General features: G+C 74.8%; 20 protein-coding genes. 12 read left to right on the plus strand and 8 right to left on the minus strand.

Annotated features, from left to right (window positions below):
- Positions 1-89: 89 nt before the first annotated feature.
- The 5 genes from IE329_RS41460 to IE329_RS10980 are packed head-to-tail and all read left to right on the plus strand — an operon-like array spanning position 90 to position 4,290.
- Positions 90-1,691, plus strand: coding sequence for an ATP-binding protein (locus tag IE329_RS41460; protein ID WP_190210672.1), 1,602 nt, complete (start codon positions 90-92; stop codon positions 1,689-1,691).
- Complete coding sequence (locus tag IE329_RS10965; RefSeq protein ID WP_190210673.1) at positions 1,688-2,116, plus strand: roadblock/LC7 domain-containing protein; 429 nt, start codon at positions 1,688-1,690, stop codon at positions 2,114-2,116. Before IE329_RS41460 ends, IE329_RS10965 begins: the two co-directional genes overlap by 4 nt.
- Positions 2,113-2,469 (plus strand): DUF742 domain-containing protein, encoded by a 357-nt coding sequence (locus tag IE329_RS10970; RefSeq protein ID WP_190210674.1) that lies wholly within the window; start codon positions 2,113-2,115, stop codon positions 2,467-2,469. Before IE329_RS10965 ends, IE329_RS10970 begins: the two co-directional genes overlap by 4 nt.
- Positions 2,447-3,058 carry a GTP-binding protein gene (locus tag IE329_RS10975; RefSeq protein ID WP_190210675.1) on the plus strand — a complete coding sequence of 204 codons (612 nt, stop codon included), beginning with the start codon at positions 2,447-2,449 and terminating at the stop codon, positions 3,056-3,058. The genes IE329_RS10970 and IE329_RS10975 overlap by 23 nt, the downstream gene beginning before the upstream one ends.
- Positions 3,055-4,290 carry a cytochrome P450 gene (locus IE329_RS10980; RefSeq protein WP_190210676.1) on the plus strand — a complete coding sequence of 412 codons (1,236 nt, stop codon included), beginning with the start codon at positions 3,055-3,057 and terminating at the stop codon, positions 4,288-4,290. Before IE329_RS10975 ends, IE329_RS10980 begins: the two co-directional genes overlap by 4 nt.
- Here IE329_RS10980 and IE329_RS10985 read toward each other — a convergent pair.
- From IE329_RS10985 to IE329_RS10995, 3 genes are all read right to left on the minus strand, one after another.
- Positions 4,284-7,298 (minus strand): M48 family metallopeptidase, encoded by a 3,015-nt coding sequence (locus IE329_RS10985; RefSeq protein ID WP_190210677.1) that lies wholly within the window; start codon positions 7,296-7,298, stop codon positions 4,284-4,286. The genes IE329_RS10980 and IE329_RS10985 overlap by 7 nt on opposite strands.
- 25 nt (positions 7,299-7,323) lie before the next feature.
- Positions 7,324-7,965: a hypothetical protein gene (locus IE329_RS41465; protein ID WP_268257274.1), complete on the minus strand. Its 642-nt coding sequence runs from the start codon at positions 7,963-7,965 to the stop codon at positions 7,324-7,326.
- Positions 7,966-8,225: 260 nt separating this feature from the next.
- On the minus strand, positions 8,226-9,107 hold the full coding sequence (locus IE329_RS10995) for an IclR family transcriptional regulator (protein ID WP_190210678.1): 882 nt from the start codon (positions 9,105-9,107) through the stop codon (positions 8,226-8,228).
- A gap of 467 nt (positions 9,108-9,574) precedes the next feature.
- Between IE329_RS10995 and IE329_RS11000 the strand changes: the two genes are divergently transcribed.
- From IE329_RS11000 to IE329_RS11010, 3 genes are read left to right on the plus strand one after another with little or no spacing between them, the layout of a single operon-like run.
- Positions 9,575-10,885: an extracellular solute-binding protein gene (locus IE329_RS11000; RefSeq protein ID WP_190210679.1), complete on the plus strand. Its 1,311-nt coding sequence runs from the start codon at positions 9,575-9,577 to the stop codon at positions 10,883-10,885.
- A 15-nt stretch (positions 10,886-10,900) separates the two neighbouring features.
- Positions 10,901-11,878, plus strand: coding sequence for a carbohydrate ABC transporter permease (locus IE329_RS11005; RefSeq protein ID WP_190210680.1), 978 nt, complete (start codon positions 10,901-10,903; stop codon positions 11,876-11,878).
- Positions 11,875-12,723: a carbohydrate ABC transporter permease gene (locus IE329_RS11010; RefSeq protein WP_229927353.1), complete on the plus strand. Its 849-nt coding sequence runs from the start codon at positions 11,875-11,877 to the stop codon at positions 12,721-12,723. The genes IE329_RS11005 and IE329_RS11010 overlap by 4 nt, the downstream gene beginning before the upstream one ends.
- Positions 12,724-12,952: 229 nt before the next feature.
- Here IE329_RS11010 and IE329_RS11015 read toward each other — a convergent pair whose 3' ends face one another.
- On the minus strand, positions 12,953-14,431 hold the full coding sequence (locus tag IE329_RS11015; RefSeq protein WP_190210681.1) for a carbohydrate-binding protein: 1,479 nt from the start codon (positions 14,429-14,431) through the stop codon (positions 12,953-12,955).
- A gap of 368 nt (positions 14,432-14,799) precedes the next feature.
- Between IE329_RS11015 and IE329_RS11020 the strand changes: the two genes are divergently transcribed.
- Positions 14,800-16,317 (plus strand): beta-1,3-glucanase family protein, encoded by a 1,518-nt coding sequence (locus IE329_RS11020; RefSeq protein WP_190210682.1) that lies wholly within the window; start codon positions 14,800-14,802, stop codon positions 16,315-16,317.
- A gap of 52 nt (positions 16,318-16,369) precedes the next feature.
- Here the strand turns inward: IE329_RS11020 and IE329_RS11025 are convergent, their stop codons facing one another.
- Both IE329_RS11025 and IE329_RS11030 read right to left on the minus strand, forming a co-directional pair.
- Entirely contained in the window at positions 16,370-17,386 is a 1,017-nt protein-coding gene (locus tag IE329_RS11025; protein ID WP_190210683.1) for a formylglycine-generating enzyme family protein, read from the minus strand.
- 121 nt (positions 17,387-17,507) lie between these two features.
- Positions 17,508-18,920 carry a sulfatase family protein gene (locus IE329_RS11030; RefSeq protein ID WP_190210684.1) on the minus strand — a complete coding sequence of 471 codons (1,413 nt, stop codon included), beginning with the start codon at positions 18,918-18,920 and terminating at the stop codon, positions 17,508-17,510.
- A gap of 590 nt (positions 18,921-19,510) precedes the next feature.
- On the opposite strand from IE329_RS11030, the gene IE329_RS11035 reads away from it, so the two are divergent.
- On the plus strand, positions 19,511-20,239 hold the full coding sequence (locus IE329_RS11035) for an HAD family hydrolase (RefSeq protein ID WP_190210685.1): 729 nt from the start codon (positions 19,511-19,513) through the stop codon (positions 20,237-20,239).
- 135 nt (positions 20,240-20,374) lie between these two features.
- A complete protein-coding gene (locus IE329_RS11040) occupies positions 20,375-20,677 on the plus strand; it encodes a hypothetical protein (RefSeq protein ID WP_190210686.1) in 303 nt (100 codons plus the stop codon).
- 48 nt (positions 20,678-20,725) lie between these two features.
- Here IE329_RS11040 and IE329_RS40500 read toward each other — a convergent pair whose 3' ends face one another.
- The gene (locus IE329_RS40500; RefSeq protein WP_229927354.1) at positions 20,726-21,334 is read right to left on the minus strand and encodes an SsgA family sporulation/cell division regulator; all 609 of its coding nucleotides are present in this window, start codon (positions 21,332-21,334) and stop codon (positions 20,726-20,728) included.
- A 169-nt stretch (positions 21,335-21,503) separates the two neighbouring features.
- Positions 21,504-21,764 carry a GlsB/YeaQ/YmgE family stress response membrane protein gene (locus tag IE329_RS11050; RefSeq protein WP_190210687.1) on the minus strand — a complete coding sequence of 87 codons (261 nt, stop codon included), beginning with the start codon at positions 21,762-21,764 and terminating at the stop codon, positions 21,504-21,506.
- Positions 21,765-22,114: 350 nt separating this feature from the next.
- Between IE329_RS11050 and IE329_RS11055 the strand changes: the two genes are divergently transcribed.
- Positions 22,115-23,674 (plus strand): MFS transporter, encoded by a 1,560-nt coding sequence (locus IE329_RS11055; protein ID WP_190210688.1) that lies wholly within the window; start codon positions 22,115-22,117, stop codon positions 23,672-23,674.
- Positions 23,675-23,792 lie beyond the last annotated feature (118 nt).

Genomic DNA, 23,792 nt, shown 5'->3' on the forward strand with positions numbered 1-23,792 from the left:
TACCGGCCCGCCCGTCCCGCCGCCCGCGTCCCCACCCGTGGTGGACCGGCCGGATCCCGCCGGATCCCCCCATTCGACCGAGGACTTCGATGACGCAGATCGCGCTGCTCGCCCTGGCGGCCCTCAGTACCGCCGCCCTGGTGGCAACCGGCGTGCTGGCCCGCGCCCGCAGGCGCGTCACGGCCCGGGCCCGGGCCGCCGAGGGACAGCTGTCCCGTACCGAGGACCGTGCCCGGGAGGCCGAGGCCAGGCTCGCCCGCAGCGAGGAGCAGGCCCGTACCGCCGAGGCCAGGCTGGCCCAGAGCGAGCAGCGCGGCCGGACCGCCGAGGACCGGCTGGCGAGGAGCGAGGAGCGGCTGCGGGCCGCCGAGGACGGCACCCGCGCCCTGCTCGCCGAGATCGTCCACCTGGCCGAGGAACGGCTGCCGGCCACCGCGCTCGCCCTGGCCCACCCCATCGCGCCCGTCCCCGGCCCGAAGGCCCCCGGGGTCTCCGGCGAGCAGGCCGAGCGCGCCCTGCAGGCCGTCCTGGACGCCTGCGCCGCCGCCGTCACCGGCGAGCGCGACCGGGTCGACGGCGCGGCCCGGGCCACCATGCGCGGAGCCACCTCCAAGATCCAGACCCTGCTGTACCAGATCCAGAGCCTGGTCCAGCAGTTGCAGCACGACAACGACGACCCCCGCCTGCTCGAAGTGGACTTCCGCAACGAGGTCGCGCTGCGCCGGATCCAGACCGTGGCCGTCCTCTGCGAGGCCTGGCCCGGGCTGGCCCGGACCGACTCCCCGCTGGCCGAGGTGGTGCTGGGCGCGCTGTCCCGGGTGCCCGGCTACGCCCGGATCAAGGTCGCCAACCACCTGCGGGAGGAGCGGCTGGCCGTGGTCGCCCGCGCCGCCGAACCGCTCGCCGTCGCGATCGCCGAGCTGCTCGCCAACGCCACCGCCTACTCGCACCCGGAGACCGAGGTCCCGGTGACGGTCCAGCAGGGCGGGCGCGGGGCGCTGGTGGTCATCGACGACAGCGGGATCGGCATGGAGGACGACCAGCTGGGACGCGCCAAGCGGCTGCTCACCGGCCCGTCCGAGGTGCTGCTCACCGAGCTGGGCAACCCGCCGAAGGCCGGCTTCGCGGTCGTCGGCAAGCTGGCCCGCCAGTACGGCTTCAGCTGCCACATCGAGCCGTCGCCCTACGGCGGGATGCGGACCATCGTGCGGATCCCCGGCGCGCTGCTGACCGTCGTCGACGCCGGGCAGCCGCTCTCCGTGCTGACGCCGCTGCCGGTGGCCGCACCGCTGCCGTCCGTGAGCCGGCCGGCGCCCGCCGGGCCGGCGCCCGCCGGGCCGGCGCCCACCCCGGCGGCGCCGGCCGTCGAGCCCGGGCCCGCCGGCACGTCCGACCTCGAAACGGCACCCGCCGCACCCGCCGCACCCGCCCTGCCCGCCGCCCTGCCCCCACTCCCGGCCGGCGACGGCAGCGAGCTGCCCAGCCGTCGCCGGCGGGCACCGCTGCCGCAAGCCACCGCCGCGGACCGGGCCACCCCCGAACGGGCCCCCGAACCAGCCCCCGAACGCACCCCCGAGCAGGCCGCCGCCCGCTGGCAGGCCTTGCAGGACGGCACCGGCTCCGGGCGGGCCGCCGTCGCCTCGTCCGAACCCAGCCCCACGTCCGAGACCCCCCAAGGAGCCGACCAGTGAGCACGTCCCGACCTCCCGTCACCGACGAGATCTCCTGGGTACTGACCCCGCTGCTGGAGCTGCCCGGGGTGCTGCACGCCGTCATCGCCACCGGTGACGGACTCGTGGAGGGCGCCTCGAAGGACCTCAGCCGGGCCTCCGCCGAGCGGGTCGCCGCCATGACGGCCACCGTGCACGCCGCCGCCCGCGCGTTCACCACCGCGTTCACCGACGTGGAGCAGCCGAAGCTGGCCCAGACCGTGGTGGAGTCCGACCTCGGGTTCGCCGTGGTCGTCCCGGCCGGGGAGAACACCTCGCTGGCGGTCTTCGCCGCGCCGGACGCCCAGCTCGGCAACGTCGCCTACCAGATGCAGGTCCAGGTCGCGGCCCTCTCCCGGGCGATGGCCAGCCCGGCCCGGCAACAGGATGCCGTCGCGCGAACATGACCGCCGTCCCCCCGCGCCGCCGCATGGTGCCCGCCTACCTGGCCACCGGCGGCCGCAGCCGGCCCAGCCGGACCGCCTTCGACCGGCTGACCCTCCTGCACTCCGCCAGTCCGGACCCGCCGCAGGGCCTGGAGGCCGAACACCGGCGCCTGTGGGAGTTGTTGCGCCCCGGCGCGCTGACCCTGGTGGAGGCGGCGGCGCACCTGCGCCTGCCGGTCAGCGCCACCAACTTCCTCGCGGCCGATCTGGTCGACGCGGGTGGCCTGCAGGCCCGCAGCCCGATCCCGCGCGCCCAGCAGATCGACCGCACCCTCGTCGAGAGGCTCCTCGATGGACTCCGCAGTCTCAGGTAGCCGGATCGGCTACCTGCCCGACCGGGACCAGGTCCTGATGAAGATGCTGGTCGCCGGCCCGTTCGGGGTCGGCAAGACCACCCTCATCCGGACCTTGTCCGAGATCCCCACCCTGCACACCGAGGAGGTGATGACCGAGACCGGCGCCCCGGTGGACGACGTGGCCGGCCTGCCCGACAAGACCACCACCACCGTCGCGGTCGACTTCGGGCGCCTCACCCTGCCCGGCGAAGTGGTGCTGTACCTCTTCGGCACCCCCGGCCAGCGCCGGTTCTTCCCGCTCTGGCAGGACATCGCCCGCGGTGCCCTCGGCGCGCTCGTGCTGGCCGACACCCGCCGGCTGGCCGAGTCCTTCGAGATCATGGACATGGTCGAGGAGCAGGGCCTGCCCTACGCGGTCGCCGTCAACTGCTTCCCCGACGCCCCCGCGCACTCCGCCGAGGTGCTGCGCGGGCACCTCGACCTGCATCCCGACACCCCGTTGGTGCTCTGCGACGCCCGCGACCGCGCCACCAGCGTCGAGGCGCTGATCGCCTTGGCCGAACACGTCCTGCACAGCCTGCCCAGCCTGCCCCAGGAGCAGCGGTGACCCAGCCCGGCCCCCGACCCACCGCCCTCTACGGCCCGGCCTTCGCCGCGGACCCGCACGGCCACTACGACCGGCTGCGCGCCCACGGCGCCACCGCGCCGGTCGAGATCGCGCCCGGCGTGGAGGCGCTGCTGGTCACCGACTACCAGGCCGCGCTCGACGTGCTGCGCGACACCGACACCTTCTCCAAGGACCCGCGCGCCTGGCAGCGCGAGCAGCCGCCGCAGTCGCCGGTCCTGCCGGTGCTCGGCTGGCGGCCCACCGCGCTGTTCAGCGACGGGGAGGTGCACGCGCGCTACCGCCAGGTGATCACCGACGGCCTGGCGCTGATCGAACCGCACGTGCTGCAGGCCCGGGTGGCCCAGGTCGCCCACGAGCTCGTCCGGCGCTTCGACGGCTCCGGCACCGCCGACCTGATCGCCCAGTACGCCCGGCAGCTCCCGCTGTTCGTCTTCAACACCTGGTTCGGTGTGCCCGAGGAGCACAGCAACCGGCTGGTGGCCGGCATGTCCGGCATGATGGAGTCCACCGAGAAGGCGGCCGCGGCCTACGCCGACTTCGTCGAGGTGGTCGCCGGGATGGTCGCGGACCGGCGGGTCCGCGGCCGGCAGGACCTGACCTCCTGGTTCCTCAACCACCCGGCGGGGCTGGAGAACGACGAGGTGGTCCGGCAGATCACCCTGACCATGAGCGCCGGGCACGAGCCCACCACCAACCTGATCGGCAACGCCCTGCTGCGGATCCTCACCGACGACCGCTACGCGGGCTCGCTGTTCGGCGGTGCGATGACCGCCCACCAGGCGATCGACGAAGTGCTCTGGCACGAGCCGCCGTTGGCCAACCTCTCGGCGCACTACCCGCGCTACGACCTGACCTTCCACGGCCGCCGGATCACCGCCGGCCAACTGTTGCTGGTCTCCTACGCGGCGGCCAACTCGCAGGCGGCGCCCACCCCGGAGAGCCTGCACGTGCGCAGCGGCGAGAGCGCGCACCTGGCCTGGGCGGCCGGCCCGCACTCCTGCCCGGCCCGCGAGCCGGCGCTGCTGATCGCGATCACCGCGATCGAGCAGCTCACCAGCCGGCTGGGGGACTTGGAACTGTCCGTCCCGCAGTCCGAACTCCTCTGGCGCCCGGGCCCGTTCCACCGCGCGCTGGTCCACCTGCCGGTCCGCTTCACGCCGGTGGCGGGCGAGCCGGACCGGTCCGCGCGGCAGGTGGCGGCGCACTACTGACCGACGTGCTCGCAGGCGGCCCCGGCACCCCCGGCCGGCGTCCGGTAGGTGCCGCGGTAGTGCCCGGCCCGTAGGACGGCGTCGATCCGGGCGTTGGCCGAGGCCGCGCACCGCCCGGCCGCCAGCAGGTCGCGCAGGGCGTTCAGCAGGCCGGCGCTGTCGTGCGCGTCAAGGGCCTGCGCGCAGCCCCGGCTGCCCCGGTCCGCCCGGACGATCATGGCGTGCCAGTCGGCCTGGACGATCTGGTCGGGCACCCGGAACCAGGCCAGTTCGAAGGTGCCGGCGTCCCGCCAGCGGGTGCAGGCCGCCCGGAACCGTCCGTCCAGCGCGTCCCAGGACTCGGGGCCGGACGAGCCCTTCCCGGCGGCGGTCAGCCCGTCGGAGTACGAGGCGGCCAGCTCGATGAACCGGTACCCGCCCAGGTGGTACCAGGCGTGCACCTGGTTCTGCCGGGTCGGCTCGGACACCGGTGCGTAGGGCAGGCCGAACCGCTGGACGTAGTCGCGCTGGTTGGCGGTCACGTCGGTCACGAGGCCGGCCTGGTACATCTGGTGGCCGGCGGTGGCCGACGCCCCGCCGACGGCCACCACGCAGAGCAGGGCGACGGCGAGGCGCCCGCGGCGGCCGGTCCGGCCGTCGTCGCTGTCGCTGTCGCTGCTGGTGCCGGTGCCGGTGCCGGTGCCGGTGTCGGTGCCGGACCCGCCCGCGGGCCGGCGCCGCACCCGGCGCGTTGCCCGGACGGCCCGTGCGGCGGCGGCGGTGCTCACGGCCAGGGCGGCCAGGACGGCGGCCGCCGCGGCCAGTGTCAGCGTGTTGTTCAGCACGAACAGGTACGGGAACAGCGGCCGCCGCCAGACCGGACGCCAGGCGCAGTCGTCCGACAGGACGTTCAGCGGGGCCACGCAACCGTCCGCCGAGACCAGCACGGCCGCCGCGACCAGCCCCAGCAGGGCCGCCACCTGTGCCGCGACCAGGCTGCCCAGCAGCCGCAGCCGCCCGGCGCGGGCACCCGCCGCGGCGCCGGCCAGCGCCGCGGGCACGACCACCACGGCCGGCAGCAGGAGCGCGTACCGCAGGGCGTACAGGCCCCCGCGGGCGTCCGGCCCCGGCTGCCCGGTGTGGAGGCAGGCCTGGAGGCCGGCGACCGCGAGGCAGGCCAGCACCCCGCCGAGCAGTCCCGGCAGCAGCACGGCCCGCAACGGCGCCACCCGTGGCGGCGGCGGTCCGCCGGGTCCGCCGCTTTCCTCCGCCGGGGCCGGGAACGCGGCCGAGAACCAGCGCGGGGCGCCCCCGGCCGGGCCGGCCGCCCAGCCGAGCAGTGGGACCACCCACAGCGCGGTGACCGTCAGGGCGATCAGCGGCGTGCCGGTCACGGTCTCCAGCAGCGGCAGCACGGTCGTCAGGCCCGGCAGCCGGCCCAGGTCCCCGCTCGGCGCCGCCGAGGGGAACCACCGCTGCACGGTGCGGACCATCGCGTCGGCCCGCACCGTGAACCCGCCGGCGTAGGCCACCCCCATCAGCAGCCACCAGGTCAGCCAGGACACCATGGCCAGGCAGCCGGCGGACAGCGAGACCAGCAGTGCGGGGCGCAGCGTCCTGCCCCGCCAGGTGCCCGCCCACAGCAGGGCGCACTGCGTGATCCACCATCCGAAGGCGGCCCCCGCCAGTACCGGTACGAGCAGCACGGCCGGCCGCTGCGGCAGCCAGGCCCAGCCCACGCCGTCACCGTTCAGGATGCTGCCCGCGGCCATGCCGGCGCCCAGCCACGCTCCGGCCCACCAGCCCGAGGGCACCCGGCCGCCGGTCAGCACGGCGTACGCCACCGCCCGCCACAGCGCGACCCCGGCGACGCCGGTCACCAGGACGGCGGGCACCAGCACGATGGCCACCAGGACGTTGGTGCTGGAGTCGACGCGGTACGGCGCAAGCTGCCGGAGCAGGTGGGTGGGCGTCACGACGGGGACGGTTCCGAGGAGCAGGAGCGGCAGGACCGAGACCCGGAACAGCGGGGCGGGATCGGTCAGCGCCCCCTGGCGCAGGCCCGAGCGGGGGTGGGTGCGCCACAGTTCCAGGAAGGGCCCGAGCGCCCGGCGGAGCGGCCCGCCGGGCGGCGCCGCAGGAGCGGCCCAGCCGCGCGGGTCGGCGCCCCAGCGCAGCGCCGTCACGTCGGCCCAGACCTCGCGGCTGCGCAGGGTGTCCGCCCTGGCCAGGTGCACCAGGAGGACCAGGACGGCGGCGAGCAGCATAGCCCGGTCCGGCCGGGGTACGGCGCCGTCCGCCAGTACGCCCTGCACCACGTGGCCCTCCCAGAGCAGGTAGGGCAGCAGGATCAGGACGAGGAACACCCGCCACAGGGCGACGGTGAGGTAGGTCAGGGTGACGTCGCGGTTGGCGATGTGGGCGAACTCGTGCAGCAGTACCGCCCGGAAGCGCTCGGGGTCGGTGCGCCGGGTGGCCAGCAGGCCGCCGTCCAGGCAGACCACCGGGCGACCGGTGCGGCCGAACACCACGGCGTTCACGGAGGCGGTGGCGGGGTCGACGACGATCCGCGGCATCGGTGCGAGGCCGGTCACGGCGGCCAACTCGTCGATCAGGGAGCGAAGTTCGCCCTCCGGGTCGGCCGACTCCAGCGGGACGACCCGGCCGCGCCGGGCCTTCCGGAGCGGCAGCAGCAGGAAGAGCAGGGCCGCCGCGACGGTCAGCAGGACGGGCCAGCCGACCACCTGCCACCAGGGCGGGGCGGGTGCCCAGATGGAGGTGCAGAGGCGGTAGGCGAAGGTCTGGCCGCTGACGGCGACGATCGGCGCCCAGTAGCCGCCGTCGTCCGGGTCCACTCCCGCGGCGAGGTTGCAGCCCTCCTGGTCGCCGTGGGCGAGGCCGCGGAGCACGGTCAGCATCATCGACCCGCAGGCCGTCAGCAGCAGGAACAGCAGGGTGACGAACCGGACGCTCGTCCCCGCGCCCAGCACCCGCTCGTCGATCCGCCGCGGCGGACCTGGCGGAGGCACCGGCACCCGCCTGGGCCCTGCCTGACTAGTTCGCACCACTGTTCGGGCCCGGGGCGTCGGGGCCGGGCGGGTCGGCCGGTGCGGGCGCGGCCTGGGGATCGGCGGGAGAGCCGGGGCCGACGGGGCCCGCCGGGTCGGCAGGGGCGGACGGGCCGGGCGCGCCCCGCGGCGCCGACGGGTCCGGGGCGGGGGACAGCGCCAGCCGGCCCACCACGGCGTCCGCGATCTCCGCGGCCCGCTCCGGCGGGAAGTCGCGCTGCCCGGCCGCGGCGAGGACGAGCGCCCGTACCTCGGCCAGCTGCTCACGCGTCAGCGGCGGGACCTGCGCCGCGGGGGCCGGGCGCCGGAGGAGCCGCCGCAGCGCGCCCGCCGCCCCCTGGGCGGCTCGGTCCACCGTCGCGCTCACCATCCGCTGGGCCACGCCGTCGAGCACCAGCCACACCACCGGCGTGACCAGGGCCGCCACCTCGCCGATCCCGAACCCCAGCGGCTCGCGGCGCCGGCTCCGGCCGTTCAGGCGCCGGACGACGGTCGCGTCGTCGAAGCGCCGCAGCCCGTCCACCAGCGGCAGTTCCTCCGGCGCCAGCGCGGCGATCACGGACCGCACCACGTCCCGTACCGGTTCGCCCGCCCGTGCCTCCTCGGGCAGGACAGTCCCAGAAGCCATGCGTCCCCCTAACGCCGTAGCCGCTCCCGCGTCGAGCGGCTCGGCGCGGGAATCTCCACTCTGGCACGGAAGCTGACGGTCCGGCAGGGGAACCCCGCGGTTGCCGGAGGCCGGCCCCGGGGGCCATGGAGGGGTGGCCGGGAGGGGCGGCCGGGCCGGGCGGGCCGGGCGAGCAGGGACGGGCCGGAGGGGCGGGACAGCATGGACGGGACGGCACGGACGGGCGAGCGGTGGCGGACGGTGCGCCCGCCCGCACCCGTTCACGCCTTGGGCGGGCGCCCGGTGCTCTCGGCGGGCTGGCGGTCCGAGCCGAGTTCGCGGGAGATCCGCAGCCCGACCTGGGCGACCACCGGGCCGAGGTTGCGCACCCGGGCGGCGGTCATCCGGGAGATCAGGCCGGAGACCGACAGGGCCGCCGTGACCTCGCCGGTGTGGTCGAAGATGGGCGCCGCCACGCAGCGGACCTCCGGCTCGTTCTCCCGGTCGTCTATCGAGTAGCCGCGGGCGCGGATCCGGCCGAGGTCGGCGCGCAGCCGCTCGGCGTCGGAGATGGTCCACGCGGTGACCGGCCGCAGCCCGGCGTCGACCACCGCCTCGACCTCGGTGTCGGGCAGCCAGGCCAGGATCGCCTTGCCGGTCGCCGTGCAGTAGGCGGGGGCCCGGCTGCCGACCCGGGAGGCCATCCGGACGTTGGTCTCGTCCTCGACCTTGTCGACGTACACGATGCCGGGGCTCTCCCAGACCGTCAGGTGGACGGTCTCGCCGGCCTCGCGCTGCAGCCGGCGCAGGTGTTCGGCGGCGACGCTGCGCAGGTCGAGGGTGGAGAGGTAGGCCTGGCCGAGCCGCAGGGCGCCGTGGCCGAGCCGGAACCAGCCGGTCTCCCGGTCGCGGTCGAGCAGGTGCTCGTCGAGCAGCGGGCCGGTGAGCCGCAGCACCGTGCTCTTGTTGAGGCCGAGTTCCTCCGCGAGCTGGCCGAGCGGTACGCCGCGCCCGCCGTTGGCGTGGTCCCGGACGTGGCCGAGGACGGCGAGCGCGCGGCGCAGCGAGGAGGACTGGTTCCGGTCGCCCGGCACCGCCGGCGCGGCCTTGCGCCCGGCCGGTGCCGCCGGGGCCGGCCCGTCGTCGGTGGCTTTCTCCGTCATCGCTGCGTTCCTCTCTGGTGCGCGCGCCACGGGCGCGGGCCGCGTCGGCCGCCGGCGGGCGGGCCGTCCGCCGGGTGGTGCCTGTCCTGCGGCGCGCGGGCGGGACGCCCGTGCTGTCGCGCGCGGGCCGGTGGCGGGGGAGCCGGGTGCTGACCTGCGCCGAGTCGTCCGGGCGTGCCGGGGACGCGCCCCGCGTCCGGTTCAGACGGTACCGTCCCGGGCCGCGGTTGCCGATTCTTCGGCATGGTGTTGTGCAATGCAAAACTTCGGCAAGGGTCTCTTGTTGGCCGCGCGAGCCCCCGCTTAACGTCACGGCATCGAGCGGAACCCCGGCACGGTATGCCGGGCGGCTCCGCCCCTACCCCCGCTTCTCTTCACCATTGGCCCCGGTCAGGGCCTGCTCCGGCGTGTCCGCCCCCCACGGAACCGCGCCGCCGCAGCCGCTGTCGGGCGGGAGGTCTCCACCCATGCGACTCATCAGATGGACCGCCACGGCCGCCGCGCTGACGGTGGGCTGCATCGCACTGTCGGCCTGTTCGCCCGGCACCGCCCTGCCCGCCGGCGACAAGGCCGCGGACGACCGGACCGGCACCCTCCAGGTCTGGCTGTACAACGAGGCCGGCAACGCGCCCAAGGAGGCGGTGGTCGCCAAGGCGGTCACCGAGTTCCAGGCGTCCCACCAGGGCGTCACCGTCAACGTGAGTTACATCGACACCGACGCGGCGGCCCGCGCGGCCAAGATGAAGGGCGCCTTCAACGACCCGTCCAGCGCCCCCGACCTGGTCGAGTTCGGCAACACCGACCTCCCGGGCTACGTGGCGGCCGGCGGCCTGGCCGAGATCGGCGCGGAGCTGGACGGCTGGTCCTCGAAGGGCGACCTCGACCCGGCCATCGCCAAGACCGCCGTGCTGGACGGCAAGACCTACGGCCTGCCCTGGTGGGTCGGCGTCCGGGCGCTGTACTACCGCACCGACCTGTTCACCGAGGCCGGGCTGGCCGCCCCCGCCTCGTACGACGAGCTGGTCGCCGCGACCAAGGCCGTGCACGCCCAGCACCCCGACACCTTCGGCATCGCGGTCGGCGGCAAGTACACCTTCGGCGCCCTGCCCTTCGTCTGGGACGCGGGCGGCGACATCGCCACCAAGTCGGGCGACAAGTACACCGCGGCCATCGCCTCGGCCGAGTCGCAGGCCGGCGTGAAGCGCTACACCGACCTGTTCGGCGCCGACGGCTGCCCGGCCCAGCAGTGCGCCGACCTCACCGGCGGCAAGACCGTCGACCTGTTCGCGGCCGGCAAGGCCGCGATGGCGATCCTGCCCAACTCCAGCCGCAGCAAGGTCGACGCGGGCCCGGCCAAGGGCAAGTACGCGGTCGTCCCGCTGCCCGGCAGCAAGGCCGGCTCGATCGCCCCCGCCTTCGCCGGCGGCAACAACCTCGGCGTGATGAAGGCGGCCAAGCACCGCACCCTGGCCGTCGAGTTCGCCGAGCTGCTCGCCGGCCCCGCGAACCAGCAGGCCATGTACGACGCGATGGGCAACCTGCCGACCCTGAAGTCGGTCAACACCGCGGTCGCCGCCAAGGACGCGTTCCTCAAGCCCTTCACCGACACCATCGCGGCCGGCACCCGGTTCGTCCCGATGGACCAGGGCTGGGCGCAGATCGACGCGCAGGCGGTCGTCCCGACCCTGCTCCAGCAGGTCGTCACCGGCAAGGCCGACGTGGCCAAGGCGTCCGGCGACGCGGCGCAGCAGATCAACACCGCCTTCGCGGCGCACTGAGAGCAGGTCCCGCCCGTGTCCGCACCCACCACGACCGCCCCGGCGGCGTCCGCTCCCCCCGCGGGGCGCCGCCGGGGCGCCGGCCCGGCCGCGCCCCCGCGCGGCCGGCGCCGCACCCCGCTGCTGCTGCTCCTGCCGGCCGCCGTCGTCCTGATCCCGCTGGTCGCGTACCCGATCTACCAGCTCGGCCTGCTCTCGGTGCTCGACTTCGGCCAGGCCCAGGCGTCCGGCGGCGTGCCCACCCGCTTCGTCGGCTTCGACAACTACCGCGGCATCCTGACGGACCAGCAGTTCTGGACGGTGCTGGCCCAGACCGTCGGCTTCGCGGCGTTCTGCGTGGTCGCGACGCTGGTGGTGGGCGCGGCCCTGGCCGTCCTGCTGACCAGGATCGGCCGGACCGCCCGGCTGGTGCTGACCACCGCCTCGATGGCGGCCTGGGCGGCGCCGGCGATGACCGGCTCCACGGTGTGGAGCTTCCTGTTCGACACCAACCTGGGCCTGGTCAACGACGTCCTGGTGAAGCTGGGCCTGTCGGGCTTCCACGAGTACAACTGGTTCTACGACAAGTGGACGGCGTTCCTGATCGTCGGCGCGGTGGTGGTCTGGCACTCCTACCCGTTCGTGATGGTCACGCTGTACGCGGGCATCAACGCGATCCCGGCCGAGATCCTGGAGGCCGCGTCGCTGGACGGCGCCAACACCTGGACGACGTTCCGCCGGGTCACCGCCCCGATGCTGCGCCCGATCCTGACCATCGTGGTGATCCAGTCGGTGATCTGGGACTTCAAGGTCTTCACCCAGATCTACGTGATGACCACCGGCGGCGGCATCGCCGGGCAGAACCTGGTGCTGAACGTGTACGCGTACCAGAAGGCCTTCGCCTCCTCGCAGTACGGGCTCGGCGCCGCCATCGGCGTGATCATGCTGCTGATCCTGGTCATCCCGACGGCCCTCTACATCCGCACCCTGCGACGTACGGGGAACGAACTGTGAACACCCGCAGCCGTCGGCGCCTGGCCGCCGACACCACCGCCTACCTGGTGGCCGTGGTCGCCGCCTTCCCGATCTTCTGGATGGTGCTGTCCGCGTTCAAGCCCAAGGGCGAGGTGCAGTCGCTGCACCCGAAGCCCTGGACGACGCACCCCACCCTGGAGAGCTTCCGGCAGGTCCTCAGCGTGGACGGCTTCGGCCGGTACTTCCTCAACAGCGTGGTGATCGCGCTGGCGGTGGTGGTGCTGTCCGGGGTGGTGGTCTTCCTGGCGGCGGTGGCGGTGACCCGGTTCAGGTTCCGGTTCCGGACCACCGTGATGGTGATGTTCCTGATCGCCCAGATGATCCCGGTCGAGGCGCTGACCATCCCGCTGTTCTTCATGTTCCGTGACGCCGGCCGGTTCGCCCCCGGCATCGGGCTGAACACGCTGGCCTCGCTGATCCTGGTGCAGCTGGCCTTCTCGCTGCCGTTCGGGATCTGGATGATGCGGGGCTTCGTCGCGGCCGTGCCGGTCTCCATCGAGGAGGCCGCCCAGATCGACGGCGCGAGCCGCACCCGCATCCTGTGGCGGATCCTGCTGCCGCTGGTGGCGCCGGGCCTCGCCGCGACCAGCGTGTTCTCCTTCATCGCGGCCTGGAACGACTTCGTGTTCGCCAAGACCTTCATCATCAGCGCCACCCAGAACCAGACCCTCCCGTCCGCCCTGCTGGTCTTCTTCAAGCCGGACGAGAACGACTGGGGCGGGATCATGGCCGCGTCGACCCTGATGACCCTGCCGGTGCTGGTCTTCTTCGTGGCCGTCCAGCGCAAGCTGGTCTCCGGGCTGGCGGGCGCGGTCAAGGACTGACCGCCCGGGAGCTGACCGCCGACGAGGGCGCGCGGTCGAGGACCGACCGGTGTGGGCCGGTCGGGAGAACGACGGCGGGTGGCCGGGACGCTGTGGGGCGGCCGGGCCACCCGCCGTCGGCGTGCCGGGACGGCGCGGCCCCGGCGAAGGGCGGGGACCGGTGCCCGCGGCGTGGGGCGCGGCGCCGGTGGTGGCCGGCCGCCGCTCCCCACGTTCCGGCTGCGGACGGTCAGTGGCCGAAGGCGAACCAGTTGAGGTTGACGAAGTCGGCCGGCTGACCGCTGGTGAACGTCAGGTAGACGTCGTGGGTGCCGGTGACGGCGGCGATGTTGGCGGGCACGGACCGCCAGCTCTGCGAGCCGCCGGTGTTGGCGACGGCGAACGAGCCGACCGGTGCGTTGGTCCGGCTGTCGAGACGGACCTCGACCAAGCCGCTGACTCCGCCGGCGGCGCCGCTCGCCACCCGGGCGTTGAACTGGCGAGCCGTACCGGTACCGAAGTTGACGCCCTTGTAGAGCGCCCAGTCACCGTTGGCGAGCGTGCCCAGGTCCTGGCCGCCCTCGCTGCAGGCCTCCAGGACGGTGCCGGCCTGTCCGTCGTAGGACTCGGCCTCGATCGTGGTGTAGGCGTCCCGGTTGCCGGGCACCGGCGTGCCGGTGGGCGTGGCGGTCGGGGTTCCCGTCGGGGTGGCCGTGGGCGTGCCGGTGGGCGTGGCGGTCGGGGTGGGTGTCGCGGTGGGTGTCGGGGTCCCGCCGCCGGGGCCCGCCTGCCAGACGCCGACGTAGTCGACGGTCAGCGGCACCCCCGAGGCGGTGCCCGCGTCGGGGCCGCCGCCGAAGGCGGCCGGGAACTCGCCGCCCATGGCCACGTTGAGGATCAGGAAGTAGCCGTGGTTGGTCGCGGCCGCCCAGGTCCCGGCGTCCATCTGGTTGGCGCTCACCGAGTGGAACTGCACTCCGTCGAGGTAGAACCGCACCTGCTCGGGGCTGGTGCTGCGGTCCCACTCCATGCCGTAGGTGTGGAAGCCGCTCTGGCAGGTGCCGGGGCTGCACACCTTCTGGCCGCCGATGCCGCTCTTCTCGTTGCAGGGGCCGCCGGGGCTGGTGCCGCAGTGCATCGTGGCCCACTCGTTGTTGATGCCCTGGACGTTCTCCATGATGTCGATCTCGCCGACGCCCGGCCAGTTCCACCAGTTGCCCCGGTAGGGCGTGCCGAGCATCCAGAACGCGGGCCAGTAGCCCTTGGCCGCCGCGCCGGTGATGTTCGGGAGCTGCATCCGGGCCTCGACCCGGAGCTTGCCGCCGACCGGTGGCTGGAAGTCCTCGCGGTTGGTCTCGATCCGTCCGGAGGTCCAGTTGCCGGCACCGTCGCGGACCGGGGTGATCCGCAGGTTCCCGGCGCCGTCGAGGGACACGTTGCCGGTGCTGGAGGTCATCGTCTCGACCTCGCCGGTGCCGAAGCCGCCGGGGCCGCCGGGGTAGCCGGTGCCGGTGGTGTAGCGCCAGTTGGTGGTGTTGACGCCGGTGCCGGCCGGTCCGGTGAAGTCGTCGGAGAAGATCTGCGTCCATCCGGCCGGCGCCGGGACGACCGCGTTGGCGTCGTTCATCGCGCCGGCCAGTCCGACGGCCAGCAGGGCGGCCGCGGAGAAGGTGGCGAGCAGGGCTCTGACGCGGCGCGGCCGGAGCCGTGCGCCCGTTGGTGCGGTCATGACTGCCTCTCGGGTGGGGGACTGTCGATGAGAGCGCTCTCGGGGTTGTTGGTACCGAGCGGGCGACGGAGTGTCAATGCATCGAGCGAAAGAGGCGCGCCTTTCCTTGAAGAATTGAAGACCAATGAGCGATTTGCCCTGCTTCGCGGCTGAGCTTCCGTCAGAACTCTTGACAGTCAACGGGCTCCTCGCCACTCTCCTGCTGAGAGCGCTCTCAGATGGCGGGGTTCCGAGACGGGCGTTCCCCGTTCCCCCGTTCCCCCGCCGCCCTGCTCGCCGGGCTCCGGACCCCTGGCACGAGCCCCATGTCCCCGAGCCCCATGTCCCGAGCCCCACGTCCCCGTAGTCCCCACCCCACGAGGGAAGCCATGACCCCGTCCCTTCGTTCCACCCCGGGCCTGCTCCTGGCCGCGTTGCTGCTGCTCTGCGCGGCCTTCGCGGGAGCCACGCCCGCCGGCGCCGCCGTCGACTACACCCAGGGCGTCACCGCGGCCGGCACCGGCCAGGCCCAGTTCTGGTTCAAACCCACCACCCCCGCCGCCCTGGTCGACGTCCACTACCTGGTCAACGGATCGGGCCAGCAGAACTTCCGGATGGACAACGCCGCCGGCACCTGGACCAGGACGGTCACGGGCCTGCCGTCCGGCGCCGCCGTCGACTACTGGTTCACCTACGAGAAGGGCGGGCCGCTCTTCGACACCCCGCACTTCGCCTGGACGGCCGGCACCGGCGGCAGCACCCCGCCGCCCGGTGGCGGCACGCCCCCGCCCGGCGGCACCGGCACCTTCCCCGTGGTGTTCCAGAACAACACCCGCGGCACCTGGCCGGACAGTCAGGTCTACGTGCTCGTCCTCGGCATGGCCACCCCGGGCCAGTGGTCCTACCTGCGGCCGAACGGCACCCTGGCGCACATCGACCACCTGGAGGAGAACGCCCCGGGCCACCTCACCAAGAACGGCCGCAACTACGCCGCGATGTCCTTCTCCCTCGCCCAGGCCGCCACCGTCACCATGCCCAGCGGGCTGGAGGGTGCCCGGATGTACCTCTCGGTCGGCTCGCCGATGTACATCCCGATCTCGCCGGACGACGCCGGCTGGGGCGGCCCCGACCTGCTGAACCCCGCCGACCCCAACGCCGACGTGTACTTCGACTGGTACGAGTTCACCTACCGGTACGGTGTGATCCCGTTCGGCGGCAACACCACCCAGGTCGACATGTTCGGGTTCCCGGTCACCGCCCGGCTGGAGCAGGCCGCCACCGGCTACGACCAGACCGTCGGCATCACGCTCACCCGGGACCAGGTCCGGGCGCAGTACACCGCCGCGGTCGGCCCGGCCTTCCGGCCGCTCGCCTCGCCCTACCGGATCACCGCGCCGCGCAGCGCCGCGTCCTTCCGTCCCGGCGGCGCCCAGGCCGGCTACCTGCAGCCGGTGATCGACCAGGCCTGGTCGTACTACACCGCGAACCAGTTCACCCTGACCCGGCTCAACCAGACCTTCACCGGCCGGGTGGTCAACGGGCGCCTGCAGTTCACCAAGGACGGCGCCGGGCCGTACTTCCTGGGCAAGCCGACCACCGCCGACGTGACGGCCTGCGCCGGAGCGCTCGCCTCGGCCGGGATGAACACCACCGAACTGGAGCTCGGCGCCGAGTTCTGCGCCGCCTTCAACCGGGGCGTCGCGCTCGACACCACCAAGTGGTACGTCCCGGGCGCCTACTACCCGGCCGCCACCGCCAAGAACGACTACGCCGGGTTCTTCCACTCCGTCGGCCTCGGCCACCGGGCCTACGGGTTCGCCTACGACGACATCAACGACCAGAGCTCGGTGCGGATCCTGCCGGACGCCGACCCGCCGAGCCGGCTCACCATCGGGATCGGCTGGTGACCGGGCCCGCCGGGGGCGGTACGTGGTGCTGCGCCCGGCGGGCCGTCCGGGATCAGCCGCGGGCGGCCGAGGCGACCCGGAACCCGATGTTCCCGATGGAGCTGTCGGGGGTGTTGGAGCTGCGGGCGGCCACCCGGTAGCGGTTGCAGTAGGAGTCGTGGCACATGTGCGAGCCGCCGCGCATCACCCGCGCGGTGCCGGTCGGCGGCCCGGCCGGGTCGGTCCGCGGCCCGGTGCGGTGGAAGTCGGGGCTGAACAGGTCGGCGCACCACTCCCAGACGTTGCCGACCGTGTTGTAGAGGCCGAAGGCGTTCGGGCGGTAGGAGCGGACGGGGGCGGTGCCGCGGTGCCTTCCGGTGTTCGAGGTCGGGAAGACGCCCTGCCAGATGTTCAGCATCTCCCGCCCGCCCGGGGCCAGTTCGTCACCCCACGGGTAGCGGCGCTGGGCCAGGCCGCCGCGCGCGGCGTACTCCCACTCGGCCTCGGTGGGCAGCCGGGTGCCGGACCACGCGCAGTAGGCCTGGGCGTCGTTCCAGGAGACGTGCACCACCGGGTGGTTCTGCCGGGCGGCGAAGCCGGACCCGGGCCCCTCGGGGTGCCGCCAGTCCGCGCCCTCCACCGCGTGCCACCAGGGGGTGCCGGCCACCGTGCTGGAGGCGGACCGCAGTTGCTCGGACAGGAAGCCGCCGAAGACGAAGGAGAAGCCGAAGCGTTCGGCGTCGGTGGTGTGGCCGGTCTCCTTGACGAAGGACGCGAACTCGGCGTTGGTGACCGTGGCCGGGGCGATCCGGAACGCGCCGACCTCGACCTCGCGGACCGGCCCCTCGCCGTCGGCGGGGAAGCCGGCCGGGTCGTCCGTGCCCATCAGGAAGTGCCCGCCGGGCAGGTCGAGCAGGCCCCGGGCGGCCCGCAGCGCGGCGGGGGACGGCGGCGCGGCGGGGGCCGGTGGGCCGGCCGGCGGCCGGGCGGCCGGGAGCGCGAGGGTGAGCAGCGCCGGGCCGGCGGATTCCTCGCCGGGGGAGGGGTTCTGGCCGGAGGAGGGGTTCTGCGGGGCGCAGCAGGCGGGCATCGGTACGTCCAGGGGTGGTCGGGGTGGCGGGGACGGCCGTCGGGCGGGCCGGAGCGCGCTGCTCCGGCCCGCCCGGCCGGGGTCCGGTGGGGGACGGACCCGGCGGCACGGATCCGGCGGGTCAGGCCGAGCGGTCGGCGGCCAGGGCGGCGGCCAGTGCCGGGATCCCGAGCTGCTGCTCGTCCTGCGGTGTGGCCTGGTAGAGCTTGTTGGTCAGCTGGTGCGGGTCGTTGACGAGATCGTAGTACTCGCGGAACAGCACCGATCCGGTGCCGGCGGGCTTGCCGGCCGCGTCGGTGTGGATCTGGTAGTACTCCGTGTACTGCTCGGTGCCGCTCACGTAGGAGGACCAGGTGTGCGGGCCGCCCGCCGCCGTGCCGTGCTTCCACCACTCGACGAGCAGGTGGTCACGGCTGTAGCCGGTCAGCAGGGAGTGGCCGTCCTGCGGGGTGTCGGGCGTGATGCCGGCCGCGTCCAGGATGGTCGGGGCGATGTCGATGTTGGCCACGATCCGGTTGTCGACGGTGCCGGAGCCGAGTCCGCCGGCCGGCCAGGAGACGTAGAACGGCACCTCGATGGAGGGCCGGTAGGGCACCGACTTCTTCAGCCAGCCGTGGTCGGCCCAGGTGTAGCCGTTGTCGCCGAGGTAGAAGACCAGGGTGTTCTCCAGCTGGCCGAGCGCGGCGAGCTTGTCGTGGAAGGCCTGCACGGCGTCGTCGACCGAGAGCAAGGTGCGGAGCTGGCGCCGGCGCAGTGCCTGCGCGTCCGCCAGTGTGCCGGTGGCGTTCTGGATGAAGTCCGGCTTGTCGCTGCGGTCCGGCTCGGTGACGCCGGGCCGGCCGTTCCAGGCCGGGACGGGCGTGTCGGCGTACTTCGCCTCGGGGGTGTTGGGCTCGTGCGAGGCCTTGGGCGCGACGAACGCGAACCACGGCCGCGGGTCGGTGGCGGCCTTGTCGAGGAAGGCGAGCGTACGGTTCTTGATCACCGTGGTGCTGTAGCCGGGGATGGCGTGCACGGTGCCGTTGTCGTTCCACGTCCCGTCGTTGTAGACGACCGGGCTCTCCAGCAGCCACTCCTCGAAGTGCGGCGGGTTGTCGGCGGCGTGCCACGCGTTCAGGTACTTGCCGAACAGCCCGGTGCGGTAGCCGGCCTGCTTCAGGTAGCGCTGCACGGTGGTGTGCTGGTCGAGGTTGTACGGCGAGGAGTTGTCGAGGACGCCGTGGTTGTGGGCCTGGCGGCCGGAGAAGATCGACGAGCGGGACGGCGCGCAGAGCGGGGTGGCGACGTGGCCGGCGGTGAAGCGGACGCCCTGGTCGGCGAGCCAGGCGACGGTCTTGGGGGTGGCCCATTCGGTCTGCTTGGGCTGGTCGTCGGTGAGGATGACCAGGATGTTGGGGCGCGCGGCGGAAGCGGCGGGGGTGGCCGCCGCCGGGGCGGCGGCGGCCAGGGCGCCCAGGGAGGGTGCGGCGGCGACGGCGGCTGCTCCGGCGAGGAATCCCCGCCGTCCGACGAGGTTCCGGTCGTTCCGGCTCATCAGGCTGTCCCTTTCGTGGACGGGTGGGCGGCCGTCCGCTCCCGCCGGGCACGGCCGGGCCCGCCCGGTGGCGTGCTGCCCCGGGCCGGTCGGTCGTGCCGGTGCGTGACGGTGCGGCCGCCGGTGGGCGGGTGGGACGGTGGGCGAGGGGACGGTGACCGGGTACGGCCCGGCCCACGCCGGGCCGGGGAGCGGTCTCCGGTGACCCCGGGAGCGACCGTAGGGTCCGCCGGAAGCCGCCCGCAATGCGGTCCGGACGTTCAACATGTGCATTTCACATCGCTGTTGCAGGGCGTCATGCCGCGTCCGCCGACGTACCGTCAGCGGACGCGGAACTCCGCCCGCCGGTGCCCCCGGTGCCGGCCGGGCAGGCCGGACCGGGCGTCCGGGCCGGTGCCGACCTGCCCCCGCCGCCGCCGGCGGGGGCAGGTCCGGACGCGGGCCGGCCCGGCGGAAGCGGAACCGGCCCCGTGCACGCGGAACCGGTCCGGTCACGACCGGCGCCGGGCCGCCACCGCTCGGCTAGGGTCGGTGGGTCCGGCGTCCGCCGGCGGGTGCGGCGCGGACACACACCTGGACGGAGCCATGCCATGCCCCTGCCCGTCGCGGCGCTCTCCTTCGACGGGGACGACACCCTCTGGGACTTCGGATCCGGCTTCGCGCCGGCGATCGAGCACGCCGCCCGGCTGCTGTCCGAGGCCTGCGGCGGCCGCGCCGTCACCGTCGGTCAGCTGCACGAGGTCCGCGAGGAGGTCGCGCGGCGGATGCCCGGGGCCGGTTTCGGCGCGATCCGCCGGGCCGCCCTCGCGGAGTCCGCCCGGCGGCTCGGCTGCGAGCGCCCCGGTCTCGCCGAGGAGGTGTACCGGTCCTTCGTCGCCGTGCGGGCCGAGCGCACCCTGCTCCACCCGGAGGCCGGGGAGGTGCTGCGCCGGCTGGCCGCCGTGCTGCCGCTCGCGCTCACCACCAACGGCACCACCGACCTCGGCCCGCTGGGCCTGGACGGCGTCTTCACCGTGGTCGTCAGGGCGGCCGAGTGCGGCGTCCACAAGCCGGACCCCGGCATCTACCGGGTGACCGCCGAGCGGCTGGGCGTCCCGCCCGGGCAGGTCCTGCACGTCGGCGACCATCCGGTGGAGGACGTGGCGGCCGCCCGGGCGGCCGGCATGGCGGCCGTCCTGCTGGACCGGAGCGGCCGCACCCCCGGCGCGCTCCGCTCGCTGGACGGGCTGCCGGCCCTGCTCACCGGTCCCGGCCCCGGCTCGGAGCTTAGGGCGGGTCAGGCGGGTCAGGCGGGTCCGGCCGGACCGACGGCCAGGTAACCCAGGGGCCGGAGGCGAGGCCCGGGGGTGGTGGCGCGCCCCGGCGCGCGCGTGCGCTGCCGCTCCTGGCCGGGGCCCGCCCGGGGCCCGGCCCCGGGCTCCGGTCCGCCGGCGCCCGACCGGCAGAATGAGCCGATGGACGGCGAACCCCTGCAGATTCCGCTCGGTCAGCTTCGGCACGCCTTCGAGCTGGCGCTGCGACACGTCGAAGCGTCAGCCGGCGGCGCGGTGGCGCTCGAACACGACTACTTCTGGTCCGTTCCCGCGGACGCGCTCCACGACGTCACCACCGAACCCGGAACGCTGACGATCGGGCAGCTCTCCGAGTCCTGGCAGCACCTTCAGGACCTCACCGCCGACCCGGACCGGGCCGTGGCCCACCAACTCGTCTGGCTCGCCGACATCCTCCGGGCGATCGGGCGGCAGACCGCTTGCTGAGCGCCCCGCGCGGGGCCTGACGTGGAACGACGAAGGCGCACCGGAGGACTAGGAACGGTTCGCGTGGCGCAGCAGTGCCTCGACGGTCTCCGGCCAGTCGATCCGCAGGTGCTCCTCGCCGGCCGGCAGCGACTCCTCGGCCTCGGCCAGGAAGGCGGCCAGTCCGGCGGTGTCGGTGTGCACGAGGGCGACGCCGCCGTCCCCGTAGAACTCCAGCCGGGTCAGGCCCGCGCCGGCCGGGCGCAGCCGCAGGTCGCCCAGGCCGGCGGGCTCGTGCACGCCCTCGGCGAGCAGTTCCCGGGCGACGGTCCAGACGATGCCGTCCTCGGCCCGGCCGCCGTCCTCGACCTCCAGGCCGTCCGCCAGCACGGCGGGCGCCGGAAAGCTCAGCGAGACCTCGTAGGGCGCCCCGGGGTCGTACCGGAGCACCATCCGCAGGGTCCGGGGGACGGGGCCGGCCAGGTGCGCCGGGAGCGACCGCTCGACCGGGGCACCCCGCCGGGGGTGGCCGGCGGCGGGTCCGGTGCCGGGGCCGGCGGCCGCGGGGGTGGCCGGGCCCGGTACCGGTGTCGCGCCCGGCCCGGTGGAACGGCCGGTGAACGCGGTGCCGGCCGGGTCGGCGGGCGGTTCGGCGGGCGGGTTCGTGTGGGGGTTCATATGCGCGGCAGCCTCCGGCGGAGTCGTCAGGTGTCCATCGCCTGCCCCTCTTCGCGCCCAGCACTCCTTCGCCGACGGAGAAACTGCCGGCGGGTCAGGAATTGCCGCCGGGACGGCCGCCGGCCCCGCGGCCCGGGCGGGGCGGCGGGGCCGGGCGGCAGGGGTCCGGTCAGCTTCGGCGACGGCCCCAGGCCGGGCTGATGACGGTGATCAGCGCGGCGGCCACGCCGATCTGGAGCAGATGCCGGATCCAGTCGATCCCGCCGGTGTCGCGCACCCCCAGGCCACTGGCGAGGGCGTTCCCGGCCACGGCGCCGATCACGCCGAGCAGGATGGTCAGCCAGATCGGAATCGGTTGCCGGCCCGGCAGCAGCAGCCTCGCGAGCAGGCCGATGATCAGACCGGCGATGATCGCCCACAGAAACGACATGAGGTCTCCCTCGTCTCGGAGCTCCCCGGAGCGTCCAGGGCCACGGCACCCGTCTGCCCCGGCCGGGCCGCCTCATGTCATCGATCTGCCGCCCGGTGCGGCCCGGCCCCGGAGGCCCCCGGGGGGAGGCGCGCCGGCCGGCCGCGCACCCGGCCGGCCGGCGGTCCCCGCGGCCGGTCCACCCGGCTGGACGAGCCGGGTTCGGCCGTTCGGCCGACACTGGACGGGCGGCGCACGCGCGTTCGGGCTGCGCCGCCTCCTGCGCCGGACGGAGGAACCATGGCCAACCGGGATCGCCGAGCGCCGGGACCTGCCCACCGCGAGCCGCGGGCGGCAGCGGGCCGGCCGGCATGAGCGCCGGGCTCCACGGCGGGGCCGGTCAGGCCGGCCGGGCCGGGGGACGGGACCACCGCTGGCAGGCTCTGGCGGTCTGCCTGGTCGCGGGGTTCATGACGCTGCTCGACGTCAGCATCGTCAACGTCGCGCTGCCCTCGGTCCGGGCCGGGCTCGGCCTGTCGGAGAGCGGCCTGCAATGGGTGCTCTCGGGGTACGCGCTGACCTTCGGCCTCGCCCTCGTCCCGGCGGGCCGGCTCGGCGACGCGCGCAGCCGGCGGGCCGTCTTCATCAGCGGCCTGGCACTCTTCACCCTCACCAGCGCGCTGGCCGGCGCCGCCCAGAACGAGGGCTGGCTGATCGCGGCCCGGCTCGTCCAGGGCGTCGCCGGCGGCATCCTCGTCCCCCAGGTCTCCGGATTCATCCAGGAGCTGTTCCAGGGCGCCGAGCGGGGCCGGGCCTTCGGTCTGCTGGGTGCCACCATCGGCGTCTCCACCGCCGTCGGCCCGCTGCTCGGCGGGCTGCTGATCCAGGTCTTCGGCACGGCGGACGGCTGGCGCTGGGTGTTCTACGTCAACCTGCCGATCGGGCTGGTGGCGCTGCCGCTGGCCTACCGGCTGCTCCCGCCGCCGTCGGCCCGCCCGGCCCGGGCCGGCAGGGCCACGGGCCGCGACTTCGACCCGGTGGGCGTCCTGCTGCTGGGCGCGGGGACGGTCCTGCTCCTGCTGCCCCTGGTCGAGCAGCAGCAGTGGCCGGGCCCGGCCAAGTGGCTGCTGCTGCCGGTGGCCCTCCTGCTGCTGGCCGGCTTCGCCGGCTGGGAGCGCCGGTACGGGCGCCGGCACGAGCCGCTGGTCAGCATGAACCTCTTCCGGGCGCGGTCGTACGCCCTGGGCACGGTGCTGTCGCTGGCGTACTTCGCCGGGTTCACGGCGATCTTCTTCATCTTCACGCTGTACCTGCAGAACGGGCTGGGCTACAGCGCGCTGGCGGCGGGGCTGTCGATCACGCCGTTCGCCCTCGGCTCCGGTGCCGGGGCCGCCGTCGGGGGCCGGGTGGTGCACCGCTTCGGCCGGCCGCTGGTGACGGCCGGCCTGCTCCTGGTGGCGGTCGGGCTGGCGGTGTCCGGCGGGGTGGTGCACCTGTGGTCGGGCCCGCAGGTCGGCTGGCTGACCGCGCCGCCGCTGCTGCTGGCCGGGATCGGCAGCGGGCTGGTGATCTCGCCCAACCAGGTGCTCACCCTGGCCGAGGTGCCGGTGGCCCGGGCCGGCAGCGCGGGCGGCGTGCTGCAGACCGCCCAGCGGATCGGGTCCGCCGCCGGCATCGCCGCCGTCGGCGCGGTCTTCTTCACCCGGCTCGACGGCCACCCGCAGGACTGGGCCGGCGCCTTCCAGCTGGGGCTGGTCGTCGCGATCGGCTTCGTTCTGCTGGCCCTGGCCACCGCGCTCGCGGACGTGCTGGCGGGCGGCACGGGCCGGCCCGCCCCGGCCCGCCCGCCGGGGCCGGGCCCGCGGCTGCCCGGACCGCAGGCGCCCCAGCACGGGCCGCCGGGACCGCAGGCACCCGCCCCGAAACCGTGAACGGGTCGCCGCGGAAGCGGGCCGCGCGGGGCGGCCATGCCCCGGCCGAATCCGGGTAGGCGCGCCCTCGGCGGGCGGCCGGCCGGGCGGCCGGCCCGGCCGGACGCCCGCTGCCACC

Source organism: Kitasatospora indigofera, assembly GCF_014655955.1.
Lineage (GTDB): Bacteria > Actinomycetota > Actinomycetes > Streptomycetales > Streptomycetaceae > Kitasatospora > Kitasatospora indigofera.